The organism is Altibacter sp. (assembly GCF_019913785.1).
GTDB lineage: Bacteria > Bacteroidota > Bacteroidia > Flavobacteriales > Flavobacteriaceae > Altibacter.
Genome location: NZ_JAIOHK010000028.1, coordinates 38,889 through 58,327 on the forward strand (window position 1 = coordinate 38,889; position 19,439 = coordinate 58,327).

The 19,439-nt window shown below is 40.8% G+C and carries 20 protein-coding genes; 4 read left to right on the top strand and 16 right to left on the bottom strand.

The genetic code is table 11. The features are described 5' to 3' along the window. Positions 1-8 precede the first annotated feature (8 nt). Complete coding sequence (locus K8F54_RS04050; protein WP_290787384.1) at positions 9-416, top strand: VOC family protein; 408 nt, start codon at positions 9-11, stop codon at positions 414-416. Here K8F54_RS04050 and K8F54_RS04055 read toward each other — a convergent pair. Beyond that, a complete protein-coding gene (locus tag K8F54_RS04055; protein ID WP_290787386.1) occupies positions 406-1,809 on the bottom strand; it encodes a glycosyltransferase 87 family protein in 1,404 nt (467 codons plus the stop codon). The genes K8F54_RS04050 and K8F54_RS04055 overlap by 11 nt on opposite strands. Before the next feature lie 8 nt (positions 1,810-1,817). After that, positions 1,818-2,930, bottom strand: a complete 1,113-nt coding sequence (locus K8F54_RS04060; RefSeq protein WP_290787389.1) for a hypothetical protein — start codon at positions 2,928-2,930, stop codon at positions 1,818-1,820. Between the two features lie 32 nt (positions 2,931-2,962). Here K8F54_RS04060 and K8F54_RS04065 point away from each other — a divergent pair, with 32 nt between their 5' ends. Then, a complete protein-coding gene (locus K8F54_RS04065; RefSeq protein ID WP_290787392.1) occupies positions 2,963-4,186 on the top strand; it encodes a M28 family peptidase in 1,224 nt (407 codons plus the stop codon). A 2-nt stretch (positions 4,187-4,188) separates the two neighbouring features. On the opposite strand, the gene K8F54_RS04070 is transcribed toward K8F54_RS04065, so the two are convergent. The 5 genes from K8F54_RS04070 to K8F54_RS04090 all read right to left on the bottom strand — a co-directional run bounded on the left by K8F54_RS04070 (position 4,189) and on the right by K8F54_RS04090 (position 10,414). Then, positions 4,189-5,121: a lipid A-modifier LpxR family protein gene (locus K8F54_RS04070; protein ID WP_290787394.1), complete on the bottom strand. Its 933-nt coding sequence runs from the start codon at positions 5,119-5,121 to the stop codon at positions 4,189-4,191. 87 nt (positions 5,122-5,208) lie between these two features. Next, positions 5,209-6,702, bottom strand: a complete 1,494-nt coding sequence (locus K8F54_RS04075) for a cellulose synthase family protein (RefSeq protein ID WP_290787397.1) — start codon at positions 6,700-6,702, stop codon at positions 5,209-5,211. Next, positions 6,699-7,394: a glycosyltransferase family 2 protein gene (locus K8F54_RS04080; RefSeq protein WP_290787400.1), complete on the bottom strand. Its 696-nt coding sequence runs from the start codon at positions 7,392-7,394 to the stop codon at positions 6,699-6,701. Before K8F54_RS04080 ends, K8F54_RS04075 begins: the two co-directional genes overlap by 4 nt. A gap of 128 nt (positions 7,395-7,522) precedes the next feature. Beyond that, complete coding sequence (locus K8F54_RS04085; RefSeq protein WP_290787403.1) at positions 7,523-9,112, bottom strand: 4Fe-4S dicluster domain-containing protein; 1,590 nt, start codon at positions 9,110-9,112, stop codon at positions 7,523-7,525. 3 nt (positions 9,113-9,115) lie between these two features. Further along, a complete protein-coding gene (locus K8F54_RS04090) occupies positions 9,116-10,414 on the bottom strand; it encodes an FAD-dependent oxidoreductase (RefSeq protein WP_290787406.1) in 1,299 nt (432 codons plus the stop codon). A 158-nt stretch (positions 10,415-10,572) separates the two neighbouring features. Here K8F54_RS04090 and K8F54_RS04095 point away from each other — a divergent pair, with 158 nt between their 5' ends. Together K8F54_RS04095 and K8F54_RS04100 are read left to right on the top strand one after the other, a co-directional pair. After that, on the top strand, positions 10,573-11,286 hold the full coding sequence (locus tag K8F54_RS04095) for a DUF547 domain-containing protein (RefSeq protein WP_290787408.1): 714 nt from the start codon (positions 10,573-10,575) through the stop codon (positions 11,284-11,286). A gap of 127 nt (positions 11,287-11,413) precedes the next feature. After that, a complete protein-coding gene (locus K8F54_RS04100) occupies positions 11,414-12,436 on the top strand; it encodes a glycoside hydrolase (RefSeq protein WP_290787411.1) in 1,023 nt (340 codons plus the stop codon). Here the strand turns inward: K8F54_RS04100 and K8F54_RS04105 are convergent. The 9 genes from K8F54_RS04105 to K8F54_RS04145 all read right to left on the bottom strand — a co-directional run bounded on the left by K8F54_RS04105 (position 12,433) and on the right by K8F54_RS04145 (position 19,362). After that, complete coding sequence (locus K8F54_RS04105; protein ID WP_290787414.1) at positions 12,433-13,134, bottom strand: TIGR04283 family arsenosugar biosynthesis glycosyltransferase; 702 nt, start codon at positions 13,132-13,134, stop codon at positions 12,433-12,435. The two genes, K8F54_RS04100 and K8F54_RS04105, sit on opposite strands and share 4 nt — an antisense overlap. A 12-nt stretch (positions 13,135-13,146) precedes the next feature. Next, positions 13,147-13,950 carry a DUF547 domain-containing protein gene (locus K8F54_RS04110; protein ID WP_290787417.1) on the bottom strand — a complete coding sequence of 268 codons (804 nt, stop codon included), beginning with the start codon at positions 13,948-13,950 and terminating at the stop codon, positions 13,147-13,149. A 32-nt stretch (positions 13,951-13,982) separates the two neighbouring features. Further along, positions 13,983-14,867, bottom strand: coding sequence for a sterol desaturase family protein (locus K8F54_RS04115; RefSeq protein WP_290787420.1), 885 nt, complete (start codon positions 14,865-14,867; stop codon positions 13,983-13,985). 72 nt (positions 14,868-14,939) lie between these two features. Next, positions 14,940-15,908, bottom strand: coding sequence for an arsenosugar biosynthesis arsenite methyltransferase ArsM (gene arsM / locus K8F54_RS04120; protein WP_290787423.1), 969 nt, complete (start codon positions 15,906-15,908; stop codon positions 14,940-14,942). Positions 15,909-15,922: 14 nt separating this feature from the next. Beyond that, complete coding sequence (locus K8F54_RS04125) at positions 15,923-16,735, bottom strand: purine-nucleoside phosphorylase (protein WP_290787426.1); 813 nt, start codon at positions 16,733-16,735, stop codon at positions 15,923-15,925. 3 nt (positions 16,736-16,738) lie between these two features. Further along, the gene (locus K8F54_RS04130) at positions 16,739-17,428 is read right to left on the bottom strand and encodes a TIGR04282 family arsenosugar biosynthesis glycosyltransferase (RefSeq protein WP_290787429.1); all 690 of its coding nucleotides are present in this window, start codon (positions 17,426-17,428) and stop codon (positions 16,739-16,741) included. Then, positions 17,428-17,925 (bottom strand): rhodanese-like domain-containing protein, encoded by a 498-nt coding sequence (locus K8F54_RS04135; protein ID WP_290787432.1) that lies wholly within the window; start codon positions 17,923-17,925, stop codon positions 17,428-17,430. Before K8F54_RS04135 ends, K8F54_RS04130 begins: the two co-directional genes overlap by 1 nt. Positions 17,926-17,940: 15 nt before the next feature. Then, a complete protein-coding gene (arsS, locus tag K8F54_RS04140) occupies positions 17,941-19,008 on the bottom strand; it encodes an arsenosugar biosynthesis radical SAM (seleno)protein ArsS (RefSeq protein ID WP_290787434.1) in 1,068 nt (355 codons plus the stop codon). A 15-nt stretch (positions 19,009-19,023) separates the two neighbouring features. Further along, entirely contained in the window at positions 19,024-19,362 is a 339-nt protein-coding gene (locus tag K8F54_RS04145) for an arsenosugar biosynthesis-associated peroxidase-like protein (protein ID WP_290787437.1), read from the bottom strand. Between the last annotated feature and the right edge of the window lie 77 nt (positions 19,363-19,439).

Here is a 19,439-nt window from a genome sequence, read left to right on the forward strand (position 1 = left end):
TGTTCTTTATGGAAAATCGTTTTCATATTTCACTGCCTTGTCTTAGTACCAAAGCTACGAAAGACTATTACTGTGACATAATAGGTGCTCAAATGGGTCGTCGTGCCGAAAAATGGGTTGATATTAACCTCTTCAATCATCAAATCACTTTTATAAAGTCCGGGAAATTCAAATTCGATTATGCGAATTACGGCTTTGAAAACACGGTACTTCCATCTTTTCATTTTGGTGTTATTTTAGAAAATGCCGAATGGAAGAAATTGTATCAGAAGTTGAAAGCGCATGTGCATATAGACATTACTCACTTTTTAAAGGGAAGTAATGGCGAGCACGAGTCGTTCTTTATAAAAGATCCCAACGGCTATGTGATCGAATTCAAATGCTTTAAAGACGGCGATACGATTTTTAAGGCGTAGCCGTTTCAAAGTGTTCCTTTTCGGAATTCGATTTTTTTCTGAAACACAGTTCCCAAATGGCAAAACCGATTACTATGGTGTACTCTATAGCGATAAGCCATAAATTTTCCTGAAAGCCTGCATTCCCATAGGCCGAATAACTTACCATAACCATAAGGCTCCAAACTATGGGAAACTTGTATTTCGTAAATACCGAAAGCAATAATGGAGTGGCAATGTACCATGGGTGAACCGTTGTGGATAGCAATAAATAAAGTGATATGGCAAAAAGCATCGCAGTTATCAATTGTTGAAGCGATGTGTTTTTTCTGAAAAAACTAAGCAGCAACACTGCCAAAAGAACTATTGCCGGAAGTATTTTCCCGGTTGTTTCTATAAGATTCCAGCCTACGGTTTTAAAACTAATCCACCGTATTACATAATGAACACTTGCGTTAAATTCGAATTCCTGAAACCAGAGTCCGATAGTTGCACCAAAGTTTTCGACAAATTGGCCGGACAGGAACGGTGCAAACGCTGCTAAAACGGTCGCTAAGGTTACCCATCCAAACTTCTTCAACGTCCAAAATCCTTTTCCAAAGAGACCTTTCTTAATAAAAAACCGGAAGAACAGCGGCAGAAAAAGTAAGGGAATTAATTTAACCGAGATTGAGATTCCCAATAAAATCGCCGCCCAAAACCAGTTTTTATTGTGCAATAAATACAGCGACCAGATCAAAAAGAACAACATGACCCCTTCAAAATGAAGGTTTCCGGTAAGTTCCAGTATCACAAAAGGATTGAGGAAGTACCAAAAGATATTGTGTGGATTAAGTTCAAGTGCTTTTAGAAGTTTTCTTCCGAAGTATAAGATACCTATATCTGCGAGAATCATTATAATTCGGAGTACAATCACAGCACCCAGAATACTCTTTCCTGAAATCAAAGCAGCTATAGCAAAGAAGACTTGATTTATTGGGGGATAGTTACTAAAATGGCCGGCATTTAAACTGCCCATGCCTTCGTATAGCGCCTCTGCCTGATGCATGGTAATAGTGGCCTTTTCAAAATATAATCCCGAATTCTCCACGAACATATCGGGTGTAAACAAATACGGATTAATCCCTTGGAGTAAAAGGCGACCATCCCATAAAAACCTGTAAAAATCTTGCGAAAGATTGGGAATGCTTAGCAAAAGGAGTAATCTAAATACAAGTCCGAAGCCGGCTAGCAACCAAAAATCCCTTTTCGAAATTTGTAAAATCTTATACGCCAGGAAAAACAAGGCGGCGTATAGCATACTGAGTTTTATAAAATCACTTCTATCCAGATCGTATCCAAAACTTAAATAGAAAGCTGCACTAATAAGTGCAAGGAACAAGGGAATAGGGCGGGATTTTACAAAATCAAGCATGTTTTAGATTAGTCCTGCCATTCGGCAATAAAAAGGTTGGTGTCCCTTCCGCCACCATTGTGTCGGTTGGAGGAGAATACCAAATATTTTCCATCATTCGAAAATACCGGAAAGGCATCAAAGGTTTCGCCATGCGTAATACGCTCTAAATTTTTCCCATCCAGATCGATCATATACAAATTGAAAGGGAATCCTCTTTCGGCTTCAAAATTGCTCGAGAATAAAATCTTTTCTCCACTGGGGTGGAAAAACGGACTCCAATTGGCATTTCCTAAATTGGTGAGCTGCCGAAGATCACTTCCATCGGCATTGCAAATATACAGCTCCATTTCGGTAGGCTGAACCAGTCCTTGAGCGAGCATCTCTTTGTAATCCCTTATTTCATCCTCGGTTTTAGGTCTTGAAGAACGAAAGATAAGCTTTGTTCCATCGGGAGAGAAAAAGGCGCCACCATCGTAGCCTAATTGATCCGTGATCTGCTTAACATCACTTCCATCAATATTCATGGTGTATAATTCGAGGTCGCCGCTTCGGGTAGAGGTAAACACAATTTTATCTCCCTTTGGCGACACAGTCGCTTCGGCATCGTAACCCGGCTCATTGGTAAGTTGTGCCGTAATATTTCCTTCGAGATCTGCCACGAAGATGTCGAACGAAGGGTATACGGGCCATACGTATTTACCATTTTTCCGAAGGGGAACTTCAGGACAGGCTTCATCTGCTAAATGTGTTGAAGCATATACAAAATGCTTGTTATCGGGCAGGAAATAGGCGCAGGTAGTTCGTCCTTTACCGGTACTAATCATGGGCGGTTTCTTATCTTGAAAGGTATCGGTAGCATGCATCAAAAACATTTGATCACATTCCATACCCCAATCCTTAAAGTTAGATTGGAACACCAATTGTTTGTCGTCAAAACTCCAATAAGCTTCGGCATTATCTCCTCCAAAGGTGACTTGACGCATCGATTTAAAATGCTTTTCTTCGGGATAGATCAAACTAACGGTTTTGGATTCCTGGACAGTAGTTGACTCATTATTTATTGTATTGGATTTATCTTCTGAATTGTTCTTACAGGAAATTAACACCATAACAAAGGTGACAAATAGGATATTTTTCATTTTAAGCAGTACTTTTGTGCAAAAGTAACGATATGAGAGCATTTATTATAGTATTTATTTTAGCGATTCTCTTTTCTTGTAAGGAGACCGTTGTAGAAAAGATTTCGATGCAGGACGATGTCGCTGTGTTAGCAAGTGATAGCCTTGATGGAAGGGAGACAGGAACGCTGGGAGAACGTCTGGCTGCAGAGTACATAGTGAAACGTTATAAAGACTTGTCATTGCTGCCCAAGGGGACGCAAGGATACTATCAAACCTTTTCTTTTAAGCCGAGTACTGACCCTCACAAGCAAGCTGAAGTTACCGATACTATTTCCGATAGTTTGGCGCAAGGAATGAATATAGTGGGTTATATAGATAACAAGGCCGCGACTACTGTGGTAATAGGAGCTCACTACGATCATCTAGGTATGGGCGGCGAAGGTTCTCTGTATCGAGAAGGGGAAGCCATCCATAACGGAGCCGATGACAATGCCAGTGGCGTTGCTGTTATGTTTGATTTGGCTGAAAAATTATCAACTACAAATACAAATAACAACTATTTGTTCATCGCTTTCTCGGGCGAAGAAATGGGGTTATTGGGATCCAACTATTTTGTAAAGAACCCAACAATCGACACCAAACAAGTGTCGTATATGATCAATATGGACATGGTGGGACGCTTAAATGAAGAGAATACCCTTGCGGTGCATGGGGTAGGAACGTCCCCTGTTTTTAAACAAACCTTGTTTGCAAATAACGAAGGGTTGAATATCGCCGAACACGAAAGCGGCATTGGCCCTAGTGACCATACTTCCTTTTATTTGGCCGATATCCCGGTACTCCACTTTTTTACCGGTCAGCATACTGACTACCACAAACCGAGCGATGATGCCGAAAAATTGAACTACGAAGGCATGCAAAAGGTGTCGGATTATATTTTTCGGGTGATAACCGATTTAGATGACAATGGAAAGCTGGCGTTCAGAAAGACAAAGAATGAATCGGAAACAGTCCCCGATTTTAAAGTGACCTTAGGTGTGGTTCCAGATTATTTGTTTACCGGAAAAGGAATGCGGATCGACGGGGTAAGTGAGGACAAGCCCGCTCAAAAGGCAGGCTTACAAAAAGGAGATATCGTTTTGAAAATGGGAGAGCACGATGTAGTGGATATGATGAGTTATATGAAATCCTTATCCTTATTTGAAAAGGGGCAAGCTGCTATGGTTACCGTGGATAGAGGCGGAGAAATCATGGTAAAAGAGGTTAGGTTTTAGCGTCAAAACCTTCTTGCTACTGAGATTGTAAAATAGATATGCCATTTGGTGAGAGGAGATTCACTGGAAACATATTGATACCCCAATCTAATATCGTTTCTTCTCGAACGATAGCAACCCTCCATGCCGTATAGAAATAATTCGCGTACAGGAGGCACTAGAAACTCGGAATTATCGCCTCCTAAATGACCTTCAAGAAGCGCATTGTGTCCAACATAGCGATAGGTGAAATTTATAGAAAAGAACAGCTCGTTTTGGGTAGCCCCCACTTGATTATACGCTAACGATTCTTGTAACGGATTTCTATTTCCGAAATAGAATTTTGCACTGTGGTCTATGTAAATGTCTTTCGAACCAAATGCAATTTTTGGTTGAATAGCCGCGTACACACTAAAGGGTTCGGGGTTAAGAAGCCATTCCTTTATATAGGTTGCATAGGCATTAAAGTGAAAACTGTTCTTGATTTGTCCTTCCCAAGGCGGTGTTGAAATACCACCACTGCTGTGAAATAAATTTTGAAAACCTTCAGCAAATGCGATGGGGCCCGTAACTCCAACGGCCACCGAAATATCTGTTGCATGTTTTTTTCTTACCACAAAACTACCCGCAGAGAGCCCCAAATACCCCACGTACGGGCGGTCATAGTCGGTTATTTCGTGGGAGAGTATATTGGTTGGCGTGTAGAATAAATGGGCCAAGCCAATTGTAATCTGTTCTTTCCGGAGTTTCGATTTAATTTTCTTCGGAATATATCTGTACTCAATATAGCTCCCTGTAGTATAATATCGATCGGTAAATATCAAGAAATCATTGTCGTGTCGCAATTCTATTTGCCGATTATAAATAATCGAATCGGTCGTAAAATTCTCTTCAGTTTGGGATAGGCCAATTAACGAATTTAACTGAATTAATACACAAACAAATAGTAGCCTCACTTCAATAACTTCGACTTTAATCGTTACAAATTCCTTTTTTGAAAGTGTACTAAGGTAACACCATTTTATAAATAAATTGAAGTTGTTTTAAGCTTTGCTGGTAAGGCTTTTAAAGAATACAAATCCGAAGCCTAAGAAGAGCATTAGATGAAAAGGGAAAAGCCCGAAATCACCGCCCTGATCTCCAACGACGAATGCAGAGTACATCCCGAAGGCAAAGTACAGCATTAGAAGCCCTTCAATTATTACATTGGGAGAGATGTTCTTTTTTAGATATTTATTTCCTTTCCAACTATCCTTCAGGTTATGGATATTAAATTTCGGCGTACGTATAAATTCGCTTTTTTTCCCAAAATGTCCCTCAATTACTGCTATAGAATTATGCAACGAAAAACCCATGGCTATAGAGAAGAAGGTAAAAAACATTCCGGTGTATTTGACAAAGCGTTTAATTCCGCCTCCATACATATTTTTATACATGAACCAATAGCAGATAAAGAAGATGATGGTGCTAATCACAAAAAAGCTCATCACATAGAAATACAGCTTTAGGTGTTCGTATTCGTTCTTAATATAAAGCATAGGAATACTCAGTACCGCAACGATGAGAATGTTTAAGAACATCGTGCTGTTTAGCAGGTGCAATAAACTATGAATCTTTGTTTTAAAAGGAACCGTATTGCTTTTAATCACGCGCCCCGCCATCTTCTGAAAATTTTCGGCTCCTCCTTTGTTCCATCGAAATTGTTGCGAACGTGCCGCACTAATAACCACGGGCAACTCTGCAGGCGTCACCACCTCTTCCAAATATTTGAATTTCCAATTTTTTAACTGTGCGCGGTAGCTTAGATCAAGATCTTCGGTCAAGGTATCCCCTTCCCAATTTCCTGCGTCAAGAATACACTCGCGTCGCCAGACACCAGCTGTACCATTGAAATTGATAAAGTGTCCCTTACTGTTTCTACCCACCTGTTCTAAGGTAAAATGGGCATCTAGTGCAAACGCTTGCACTCGGGTAAGTATGGAGTAATTTCTATTTAGATGTCCCCAGCGGGTTTGTACCACTCCAATTTCGGGATCTTTAAAATAAGGGATGGTTCTCTTTAACCAGTTTGGCTTCGGAAGGAAATCTGCATCAAAAATGGCAATGAACTCCCCCTTGGCAATTTTCAACCCTTCCTTCAGAGCACCGGCTTTAAATCCTGATCGATCTTTCCTCGTGATGTGCTGAATGTCAAGTCCGCTAGCTCTTAATTGCTTTATTTGAAGCGCAGTCGTTTCAAAAGATTCATCCGTCGAATCGTCCAGAACTTGAATCTCCAGCTTGTCTTTTGGGTAGTCTAATCCGGAAATATTTTTCAATAAACGATCCATTACGTATAGTTCGTTATACACCGGCAACTGAATGGTCACAATTGGAATTTCGGCAGGATTGTCAAAATTGAATTTCTCACAGTGTTGTTCACACTTTCTTCTGGCACTTAGATAATTGAACAACAAATTTAGTTGCGCCAATGCATACATGAAAATAAGGAGGAGGGCAATGGAATATATGGTAATGACCAGCGTTTCAAGTATCATTTTTTAAGACTGTATTTAAAAATCCAAGTCAGAATTTTTATACCTGCAAAGATAGCACCTTTTACGGTACCCGAAACTTTTGACACCCCTATTCGGTTTCTATAATGCACCGGAACCTCCATATAGGAATATTTTCGGCGAAGGGCTTTTAACTGCATTTCGACGGTCCATCCATAGGTTTTGTCTTCCATGTTCAGGGCGAGTAGTTTGTTGTATTTAATAGCTCGGAAAGGCCCGAGGTCTGTAAAAGTAGCGCCAAAAAAAAGTTTCATTAGCGAGGTTGCCAACCAATTCCCGAATCGCTGCGGAAAGGTCATTGATCCTTTTTCACGTAATGCGCTCACTCGTGCGCCAATGACAAAATCGCAATCGTCTTCGATGATAGGTGTTACAATTTTAATGAGTTCTTCGGGATAATCACTATAGTCTCCATCCAGAAATACAACAATGTCCGGTTTTTCTGAAAGAGCAGCAATATAATTCATTCCTTTTAAGCAGGCATTGCCATAGCCTCGGTTGGGTTCGGAAAGCACAGTAGCTCCGGCCGCCTTTGCAACTTCAGAAGTGGCATCTGTCGAGTTGTTATTAACAACAATGACTTCAGAAACCATTTCGGGAATTTCGGCAATCACAAGAGCAATCGAGTCTTCCTCGTTATAGGCTGGGATAATAACTTTTATGTTGTGTTTCATCTTGGGAATTGGTGATGCGAATTTCAGAAAAATTTACAACACTGCCTTAGACGAAGCAGCTTTTAATACCTAACCAAAATTTGGACACTCGAATTTCAGCAATCGCCCGTTTCTGTTGAAATAATAACTTAGTTCTTATGCACATAATTCATAAGATCCACATCGTTACCAAGCAATATTTCATTGGGTGCAATTCGGTTTTCCAAGGGGCCGTTCTCCAATTTGAGTACCCCTCTCGGGCATACCGCCGAGCAAATGCCACAGCCTACACAGCTTGCCCGTACAATATTTTCACCTTTTTGTGCATAGGTGCGTACGTCAATGCCCATTTCACAATAGGTCGAACAGTTTCCGCAGGAAATACACTGTCCGCCATTGGTGGTAATTCTGAATTTTGAGAACAGTCGTTGCTGCAATCCCAGGATGGCCGCCATTGGACATCCAAAACGACACCAAACTCTGCTTCCGAAGATAGGGTAGAAGCCGGTGCCAATCACACCACTAAATATAGCTCCGATTAAAAATCCATACGATTTCCGAAGCGTTTCGGCTTCAAATAAAAACAAGGTTTTTCCCGAAGTGAAATGCATTCCGATTAACACCAAAACAATCACCAAGTAGCCTATCGCGCCATAACGGGCATCTTTCTTTAGTTCATTTCGCTTAAAGAACCAGATTCCCGCAAAAAGAAGGGTAAGAAAAACTGCGACACTGATTAAAAATAGGTCTTTGGTAAGCCAATAGGCGGAAGCGTCATCACCCAAGTACGAATGGACAACCGCTGTCGTCATCACTACCACAAACACCAAGACACTATGCACCACCCATCGTTCAATTTTCCAGGCATTCATGGTTTTGTCACTCAATTGTCGGAACGAATCGCCAGCAGTTTCGGCCAAGCCGCCACAGCCACACACCCAGCTGCAGTACCAGCGTTTTCCGTACTTGTAGGTTAAGATGGGAGTGATAATAAAGATCGAGACAATTCCGAAGAGCAACAATGCCAACCCAACATCACCCGCCGAGATAAAACTATCAATTCGGTATTGTTCAAAGTTGTAATAATTGAGGGGCCAGATATTTTTTAAGTCGTAATAGGGCAACGAAAAGCTATCACTATTGAGTCGTGCCATAAACTCGGGAATCAAAAAGGCAAAGGCGGTCTGAAAGAACATAACGCTCCAGGTTCGCAGCCGTTCATACCGATTGTGACGGTATTTCCAGATAAATTTAATTCCGAAGGAAAAAATGGCAAGGGTATACAAAGTTCCATATACAAACCACTGGCTCGCAGGATTCCCACTCAGCAGCGTACTAAGCGGGTCGAAAAAAGCAATGAGCCCGGTATTCGATCCCTCTTTTGAGAGTCCTAAAAATTGAGGATAGAAATAGAGAACAATGTAAAATCCTGTGAGTGAAATGGCAGTGAGCCATCCCAAATACCCGCGAGATGAAATCGATTTAAACCAAACGCCGTCGTTTTTGATTCCCTCGTGCTTAGCGGTATAGGCAGCCCTTGCAAACCATATAATCCCAAGGGTGATGGCCAATAAGGAAAGTATAAACCAAAGGGTTTTATTCGGAAAATCGACATTTAAACTCGCCAGTAATAGCATCAGTAAACCCGACATTCCCAAAAGGGTAGCGATCTTTTGCTGTGTTGTAATAGTTTTTGGTGGTTCGCCAGTTAAGGACATATTTCGCTGTACAGTACTCATGGCTTAGGCTATTACGGGTTGATTGTTATAAGCTGAAAGAATTTCTTTTTCAAAGTGGGTGTAAAATTCGGGATCGAAATTAGCTTCAATTAAATGTTCAATAATATAATCTAACGATCTTTTTTCGGTAAGCCATCGATCGAATACTTCATGTTTCATACGTATCCCGAAGGTGTTGATTCCTAAAAAGACACCGGATTCTTTATGGTAGGCAATAGTAATGCATTTGGTATCATCCTCATGTTTCCAATGAAAATGTGCCTCATAGTCTTTTTTCTCGGAGAAGACCCAACCATAGGTTTGGTATTCGATGTCGAAGAACTTCGCACTATTAAACCAATGTCCCGGATTGTATTGGGACTTGTTGCCACATATAGTTTGGGCAACTGTTTCCCCCATCATGCGTCCGGTATACCAAACCGCTTCGATAGGACGACGATTACCAATGGGTTGGTGTTGTTCGGCGCAATCGCCTATCGCATAAATGTCCTTGAAATTGGTTTCTAAAAACCGATCGACCTTCACACCTCTACCCAATGCAATACCACTGTCCTTTAAAAAATCAATATTGGGAGATACTCCGGCGGTCAATCCAACTACATTACAGGGAATTTCTTCGCCCGTCTCTTCAACTACCACAGCGCGTACTTGTCCATTTTCGTCGGAAAGGATTTCCTTTAGGTTAGAAGAAAGGCGTAAATCGATACGATGACTTCTAATATGGCGGTTTAGCATTTCACTTTCGCCCTGCGGAAGCACACCATTCCAAAAACTGTCTTCGCGCACTAAAAATGTGACCGGAATTTTTCGGGTAGAGAGCATTTCTGCTAATTCAATACCAATGAGTCCGCCACCCACTATCACCGCTCGCTGACAAATCTTGTTGTTGGGGGCATATTTTTCTAAGGCCTCCAAGTCTTGAAAAGAATACAATCCCTGTACTCCTTTTAAATCCTGTCCCGGCCATCCGAACATATTCGATTTAGATCCAACGGCGATAATCAATGTGTCGAATGGCATCGTATCTCCTTCTGAAAAAACAATCTCTTTGGTTTCGGGAAGTACTTTTTTTACAAAGCCGCGACGAAGTTCTATATTGTTTTTTTTCCAGAAATAGTCTTCGTAAGGTTTGGTATGTTCATATTTCATATGCCCCATATAGATATACATAAGGGCGGTGCGCGAAAAGAAGTGATCGGTTTCGGCCGATATAATTGTAATTTTTTTGTCGGAAAGTTTTCGAATGTGCCGGGCTGCCGTAACGCCGGAAATTCCGTTGCCAATAATCACAATATGTTCCATAGAAGTCAATTAGTTGAAGGTTCTGTCGCAATTAAAGTTACTAACATTACAAAGAATACGGATTTTAAAACAATAAAGTTTTCACAATGCATACTTTATCTGTGTTCTGTAAGTTATTTTAATGGTATTCCGACCTATTGGTTATTACTTTGATCCTAATGAAACGAATCTTTTTATCTATCCTTCTACTTATCTCAAGTTTTACCGCTTGTTTTTCGCAAAGTACACAAGATTTTTTTGATGAAGCCGATGCCCTTTTCGGAACCTATGTAGCCAATGGAATGGTAGATTATGAAGGATTGCATGGAAATTTGGAAACCTTGAACAACATCCTGGCAATCGCAAAAAATATAAAGATTACCACTTCCAAAGCCGACACCTATAAAGCCTTTTGGATCAATGCTTACAATCTGGCTGTGCTAAAAGGAATCTTGGACGTGTATCCAACAACTTCGCCTTTGGATACCAAGGGTTTTTTTGATAAGAAAAAATTTAATTTGGGAGGCCTTTCCCTTACCCTAAACGATATTGAGAACAACTTACTTCGTGCCAAGTTCGATGAACCTCGATTTCATTTTGTATTGGTCTGTGGTGCAAAAGGGTGTCCGCCCTTGATCTCAAAAGCCTATCGTCCGGCCGAATTGGAAATGCAGTTGCAGCAACAAACGGTTAAGGCGCTAAACAACGATGCGTTCATTAGAGTGAGTGATGGAAAGGTGATGGTTTCTGAAATATTTAAATGGTACCGAGAAGATTTTAGAAAGGAAGGACAGTCTGAGATCGATTTTTTAAACAAATACCGAAAGGTAAAAATTCCAGCCAATGCGAAGCTTTCGTTTTATAACTACGACTGGCGTTTGAACAGCAAATAGATAAGTCTTCCCGCCTGTTGTGTATTCCTCAAACACAGCAGGCCGCGGAAGCACAAAATTTTCGGATGCTACCGAAGTGGATCTTCTTCAGAAAATAATTGTATTTTTCTAGTGAAAATACAAGTCGATGAACAATTTAAACCGGTGTATTCTACTACTTTTTGGCCTTTCTGTATTATGCTCTTGTGCCCAAAAGGCAGTAGATTACCCCAAAATAAACGGAGTGAGCTTTGTGGCTTCACCAAAGGAGGTTCAGCAGGTAAATATATTGCCGCTGCAAGCGATACACGCCAATTATGCGGCAATCATGCCTTTTGGTTTTATAAAGACGCTAGATCATCCTGAAATTGTTTTTAACACCGAACGCCAATGGTTTGGCGAAACAAACGACGGCGCCAAACAATATATTACAAAACTTCACGAGAACAATATAAGCGTAATGCTCAAACCCCAAATTTGGATCTGGCGAGGCGAGTTTACAGGAAATTTGAAAATGAAATCGGAGGCCAATTGGAAATTGTTAGAGGAGGCATACCGACTATTTATTTTAGATTTTGCTCGTTTGGCGGAAGAAACCCATGTCGCCATGTTTTGCATTGGAACCGAACTGGAACAATTTATCGTACATCGTCCCGCCTATTGGACAGATCTTATTGCTGAAATACGCTCCATATATCATGGAAAACTTACCTATGCAGCCAACTGGGACGAATACAAGCGAGTTCCATTTTGGGATCAACTGGATTATATAGGAGTAGACGCCTATTTTCCTATTTCTGAAAATCAAACGCCTTCTCTGGAAGAAGCTCGAATAGGTTGGCAACCTTGGTTGGCCGAATTAAAAGAGATGGCAAAAGCACATAATAAAAAGGTGGTATTTGCCGAATACGGCTACCGAAGTGTCGATTTTGCTGGAAAGGAACCCTGGAAAAGCGATCTTGATATGAGCGTAGTAAATCAAGAAGCCCAATCCAATTTAACCCGTGCCTTGTTTGCTGAAGTTTGGGATCAGGAATGGTTTGCAGGTGGTTTTATATGGAAGTGGTTTATAGATCATAAAGCGGTTGGAGGAATAGAAGATTCGCAGTTTACGCCTCAAAACAAACCTGCCGAAGCCGTAGTAAGAGAAACCTATGCTACCTCAAACTAATACACGTGTTTATTATAATACCTGTATAAGGTTTCGGGCTTATTGCCCATTCGATGCTTCAAGTGTATCACCGTAAATAGGAATTGTAGTTTCCACATGCCAATATGTTTGTATTTTCGGGCCGAAGTAATAATGTATTTTGGTATAATCGAAAAGCTATAGTGGTCATAAATCCGATTTATAAATTCGCAGTCTTCATAAATAATATATTTTTCATTAAAACCATTCAGTTCTGTAAACAGCTCTTTGGAAACGAACAAGGATTGATCTCCTCCTCTGCAGAATTTAAAATTGAATCGCGTAAACCATTGAGAAAAACGCAGGAGCGGATGTGAACTGTCAAATTTCATCCGGAAGCAGCCGGCTTTATTGCCTTTAGCTATTTCTGAAAGGATCAATTGGTCAAAATTTTGCGGCGGAAAGGAATCGGCGTGTAAAAAATAGTAGGTACTCCCTTTGGCAAATTTAGCCCCGAGATTCATTTGTTTAGCTCTTCCTTTTTCGGAAGGAATGAGTTTTACGGGCATAGTAGTATTTTCCGAAAACCGAAGCACAGCTTCCTGTGTACCATCGCTACTTCCTCCGTCAACAATAAGAATTTCAGTAATATGCCTTTCCGAAGTAGTTTCAGTAATATGAACCAAGAGCTGTTCAATACTTTCAATTTCATTTAAAACGGGGATGATAATACTAATCATTTTGTTAAACTGCTAGTCTTGTTCGTTTAAATTCCAATTGAATGCTTTGTACTGCAATTTGACTTTGTTGTCCACCTTGCCGTCGCTGTATAAATTGATAAACCCAATCACATCCTGTTTTCCGTTTACGGTAAAATCCTTGGCATACCAATCGAATATCGATGATATCTTTGGATGCTTTGCTGATAGCTCATTTTTGTCGCTATTGATAAACTCCCGAGTTACACGATCCAGTTGTTCATTGATTTTCGACGCGGTAAAGGCTTCGTTTAACAGTTTCGGACATGAGATGGAGGCGCAATTAATAGCAAAATGGATTCGGGGCTCGTTCATTTTCCGAAGGACACCGTTTTCAACTCCCGCCAAGGAAAGTTGATTGTCAGCTATGGGTATTGATCCGCCAATCCAAACACCACTGATATCTTTGATGCTTTGTACAGGGTAGTTGTCCAAAATGGCCTGTACCGTATAAGCGTTGTAGGTATTAATATAATAGGCCAATAACTCCTGAACGCTCCATCCGTAGGTAGGCGCATTTGCAGAAAGCATTTTCAAATAAGAAGCCAAGGCTGTACTATCCTTTTGAAAGCCTTTATAATTAACCATCCCATTGCTATCCACATGCTTTTTTAGTAATTCATCCCATTGCGAATGATCCATATTAACTGAAGAATCGGTTATGGTGGAAATTAATTCCCCTTGTACTTCTTTGATGGGTTGTCCTTGGCTACTCAATCCTGCCGCCGAAAAGAGATTGCAGCTTTGAAAGAGAAGCGTAATCATTGCCAATACCGCTAGAATTCTAAAATGCTTCATAGTAATTTTTTCTGAAAAATATACGCAGCAACTTATTCTTTGGTTTTTAGCGGATACAATTCCTGAGTTATAAAATCTTTTGGGAAGGTTTCATCTCCTTTGAAGCCCAATTCAATGTCACGTCCGTCCGACGGAACGTGATTGGTCTTAAAGAGGTAATCCCAAATACTCAGTGTTAGTCCGTAATTTACACCATACTTTACATTAGAGGGCAATTTTTTAGCGTGATGCCAAATATGCATTTTTGGATTGTTGAAAAGATACCGCAAAGGCCCATAATCCCATCCCAAATTGGCATGGTTTAAATGGCCTACGGTGAGTGCAAAAAAGTGAACAATGGCAACATCTTCGATGTCAAAACCACCAATGATAGCGATAGGAATATACAGCAATGATTTATAGACAACCGGTTCCATCCAATGATAGCGCAGGTGCGCGGCAAAGCCCATTTCCTTAACCGAATGATGTACTTTGTGAAAATTCCACAAAAAAGGAACTCGATGTAATAGCCTATGGGTATTCCATTGTACAAAATCTGACACTAAGAAAAACACCAATAAGCCCATTCCATAGGGGAGGGCATCGACATCGAACCATTGAAAGTTGGAAACCTGAAGGTTAAAAACCGATAACATATCATTAAAAACTGCTTCAGCCGTATTGGAAAGAAAAATTAGTACGATGAGGTTCAGAATAAAGAAATTGAAAAACATATAAAAGGTGTCCAACCAGAAATCCTTTCGGAAGACAGCTTGCTTTTTCCGCCATGGAAATAAAAGCTCCAATCCCCATACTATTAAAGAAACCAATATCAAACCATAGAAATAATTTCCCCAATGAAAGTTTGTGATCTCACTCAGTAAATAATTCCAATAACCGGAATAGGAGTCTTTTAATATGTCGATGTATTTGTCCATGGTCAAACTGTGTATTTAAAAAGTCACAGACCTAAAATTACATTTTTAATTGAATTCTTTATAAGCATTATCCTAACAACAACCACCACCGTCGTAGTGAAAGGTCGATTCGCTGAAATAGATATCGTTTCTACCAAGACTCTGCAAGGCATTTGCTGTTTTATCACAAATGGCCAATGGCTGATTTTTCAAAAGGATATGTCCTTGCTTATCATCGAAATAATCGGTATCGCCATAATAAATAGCAGCTTTACCGGTAAAGACACAAGGGCCGTCTTCGGGCATGGGGTCTTTGATAGCAGCTACCTCAATGGATTCGATATAAATAAGTTCGTCGGTTGGATAGTTTTTCGGATCCAAGATTCGGTAGGGTTTTCGGGCTCTGATTTCGATCGTACCAAAGCCTACATCGGTGAGTGCTTTTATGTATTCGGCTATGGGGATGCTTCCGCTAAGGCATAAGGCTCTAAGGCGGTCATCGTTTCTCAGTGTTTCGTTCATGGGCTGCTCGCAGGTAGGATCACTCATCACCAAACGTCCATGAGGCTTCAATACGCGGTACATTTCTTCGATAGCGCGTTTTAAATCTTCCGCTTTAAAAATATTAAACAAGCAATTTTGAGCCGCCACATCAATTGAATTGTCTTCCACCGGCAAGTGAAGTGCATCGCCTTTTTTCAATGCAACAAACTCACTTTTAAACCATGGGTTTAGTGCTTCCGCTGCTATAAAATTCTTTCGGGAAGCTTCCAGCATTTCATCTACTACATCCACACCAACAACACCACCTTTTTGTCGGTTGAAGTAGGCAAACTGCAATAGTTCCATGCCCCCGCCCACACCTACATACAAGGTACGCGGGTTATTGGTAAGGTCCCGGGCATGCACGGTGCTGCCACAGCCATAGTTCATTTCTTGCATGATCCGCGGAATTTTCAATCCAGGTAATTCCCAAACAGGGTTGGTAGTGCAACAAAGACCCACATCGGGAGTGAGGGCGGCTTCCTTGTAAAGATTGTGCGTGGTTTCTAAATAGCTCATAGGTTTGTGGGGTATTAAAGTTGTTTAATCAATTCAGTAAAAAGGGTTGTCATATGTGGTTCTGCCTTACCAGCCATGGCAATAATTTCGTTAATGTCGACCGGTTTTAAATGGTCGGGATCACATTCGTCGGTCAAAACAGACAAGGCCGACACGGCCAATCCAAGATGGTTTGCTACAATAACTTCGGGAACGGTACTCATCCCTACGGCATCGGCTCCAATTATTTTCAGGTAGCGATATTCGGCGCGGGTTTCCAATTGGGGTCCAATGACACTGGCGTATACCCCTTTGTGTAAGATGATATTATTGGCTTTTGCGATCTGCTCAAATTTTGAATTCATTTCCACATCGTAAGGAGCGCTCATATCTACAAAACGCTCACCCATCAATTCGACCCCCCTAAAAGCCAAGGGCGAATCTCCTTGTAAATTGATATGGTCATCAATCAACATGATCTCTCCTTTTTTAAATTTTAGGTTGATGGCGCCGCTGGCATTGCTCACGAGTAATTTCTTGATGCCTAATTGATGCATCACTCGCACCGGAAAGGTGACATCTGCCAACGAATATCCTTCATACAAATGAAAGCGCCCTTGCATTACAATTACCTTTTTCCCTGAAAGATTTCCATAAATCAATTTGCCTTTGTGAAATTCAACAGTGGCAGTAGGGAAATTAGGAATATGGTTGTAGCTCACTTCGCTTTCCACAACTACCTCGTCTAAAATTTGTCCGAGACCGGTACCTAAAATGATGCCAATTTCAGGGGCCTCAAAGCCTTTTTGTTGTAAATATTCAGCAGACTGTTCAATGTATCGGTTCATCGTTTATGCGGTTGTATTTATAATTTGATTTAAATAGGGCTGAAACACTTCAATATCTCTAAGGTCTTCGTAGACATCAATATCGTTTCTGAGAGGTAATTTAAAAACAAGATCGTTTTTGAGATCGTGCAAAGTAGCTTTTAAAACCGAATTAGTCCCCCAGTTTTTATTGCTGAAAACCTTTTGTTCTAAACATTTCATCCCTAAAAGATAATAACCTCCATCTTCGGCCGGGCCAATAACAACATCGTGCTTTTCTAGTTGAAGAAAAGCATTTTGAAGATCGGGAGTCCTTAGATCGTACATGTCGCTTCCTATAATGACCACTTCGTTATAGCCACTCGCAAATATTTCGGTGAAGGCATTTTCCATACGTGCCCCAAGATCGTCTCCACGCTGTAATTTTTTTCTAAAAACAGCGTCATCCCAAATATCATTGGTGTGAATTTTTTCTGAATAATACACAAACTTATCGGCATCGACAGGTCGCGTTATTGCTGCGGTATGCTTCAGCAAAACAGTGTAAACGGCGAGCGCATTTTCATCTCCAATCACCTTGGCTAAGCGAGTTTTACAACGGCCTAATTCGGGGTTGCGCGTAAAAATGAGTAAGGCCCTTTTTGAAGTAGGAAAATGAAAATCGAAGGCCAAGTCCTCGGCTCCGTTGGTGTTTTTGTTCGACAATAATCCCATTAGTATATTTTTTCAGCCTTGAGCAGCCATTTTCCCCAGATTTTGGAGTAGGCATGCACTTTTTCCGTTTGATTTCCTTCGGCATCGACCACTTGATACCCGGCATTTTTCCAAGTAAAGATACCGCCATAGAGATTTTTAATATTCGTATAGCCTGCCTTTTGAAGCTTTTCGCCAATAGTTTCAGAACGGATTCCAAGAGAGCAATAGACGACAATAGGTGTGTCTTTCTTCGGGATCATTTTTGAAATATTTTCTGAAGAAAATTCAGAATAACCTATATATCTGGCTGAAGCGATTCGGCTTACATCAAATTCTTCCTTTTCGCGGGTATCTAGAATAACAATGGGTTCATTCACTTGCAAACGGCGTAATTCCTGTACCGAAATATACGAAACACTCCCCGAATTGAATGTCTTTAACAGATTGTCCAGCGACTCCTGTGCTGTGGCAGAAGCCATACTTAAAAAGACACAAATGAATAGTATATTTTTCATGGTTGAAGTCACTAATTATCCTGATACAGTACCCTGACAACTACTACCTGCACCGGCCGTACATCCATAGCAATGTTGTGAGATTATAATATCTCTATTTGAGAGGGTTTCTTCATTGTACTCGCTAATATGTTTCACTTTACTGGCTACTTTTAAATCTAGCATTTGATTAAAGTCGCAGTCGTACAACCAGCCGTCCCAGCTTACCGAAATGGTATTCGTACACATGACATTGGAAACAGCAGCTGGATTGTATGCCTCGACGAGTTGGTACATATAATCTTCGTAATTTTCGGAAGCAATTAAATAGTCTAAAAAACGGGAGATTGGTAAATTAGTAATGGCAAACAGATTGTGAAATTGTATACCAAAGTCTTCGAGCAACGCCTTTTTAAAATCTTTTTCCATGCTGTTTTGATCACCCGGTAAGAAAGCACCACTGGGGTTATAGACCAAATCCAACCGAAGGTCACTTCCAGGTATTCCGTAGCCCACGGCGTTTAATGCTTGAAGGGCAGTAATCGATTTGTCGAACACGCCGTCACCTCTTTGTTTATCGGTTTTACCTCGCGTCCAATGGGGCATCGAACTCACTACATGCACATTGTGCTCTTTAAAAAATTGCGGGAGGTCATGATATTTTTTATTTGCCCGAATGATGGTGAGATTGCTGCGGACAATAAAATCTTTAATTCCGGCTTTACTGGCTTCATCGACAAACCATCGAAAATTAGGATTCATCTCTGGGGCCCCACCCGTTAGGTCGAGTGTGTGCGCACTGGTCTTTTTTATCACCTCAAGACATTCTAGCATGGTTTCTTTGGTCATGATCTCGGTCCTATCGGGGCCGGCATCTACGTGACAGTGATCGCACACCTGATTGCACATATAGCCTACATTAATTTGAAGGATCTCCAGCTTTTTAGGTCGGAGAGGATACTGCTGTGTTTCGTTTATTTTATTGGCAAAGGTGGGCAAATCACCCCCTTGAAAGATACCGTTGGAAAGTATTTCAAGTTGGCGTTTTGCCTGAGCGAGTTCACTCTCGCGTTTGTGTAGTGATTGGGTTTTTAATTTCAACATAAAAAGGGCTTGTGATTATCCATCCAGCTTATTCACTTTATTCATCATCATTACACCATGAACCAAAGTTGCACCACTTTTAATAGCGGCTCCTACATGGACAGCCTCCATCATTTCTTCTTTGGTGATTCCGCGTTGCAGTCCGTCTTTTGTATAGGCATCGATGCAATAGGGACACATTTCTGTATGCGATACGGCCAAGGCTATTAATGATTTTTCACGAGCGGTTAAGGCACCTTCCTCAAAGACTTTGCTATAGTAGTCGAAAAATTTTGTACCTAATTCTTCGCTCCATTCGGTGATGGAGCCAAATTTCCGAAGATCTGCCGGGTCGTAATAATTGTTAGTTGCCATAGATGATTATATTATAAGTACGAAATAACCGTATCACCGGTTTTGAAGTTCGTAAATATAAACAAGTAGTCTATGGA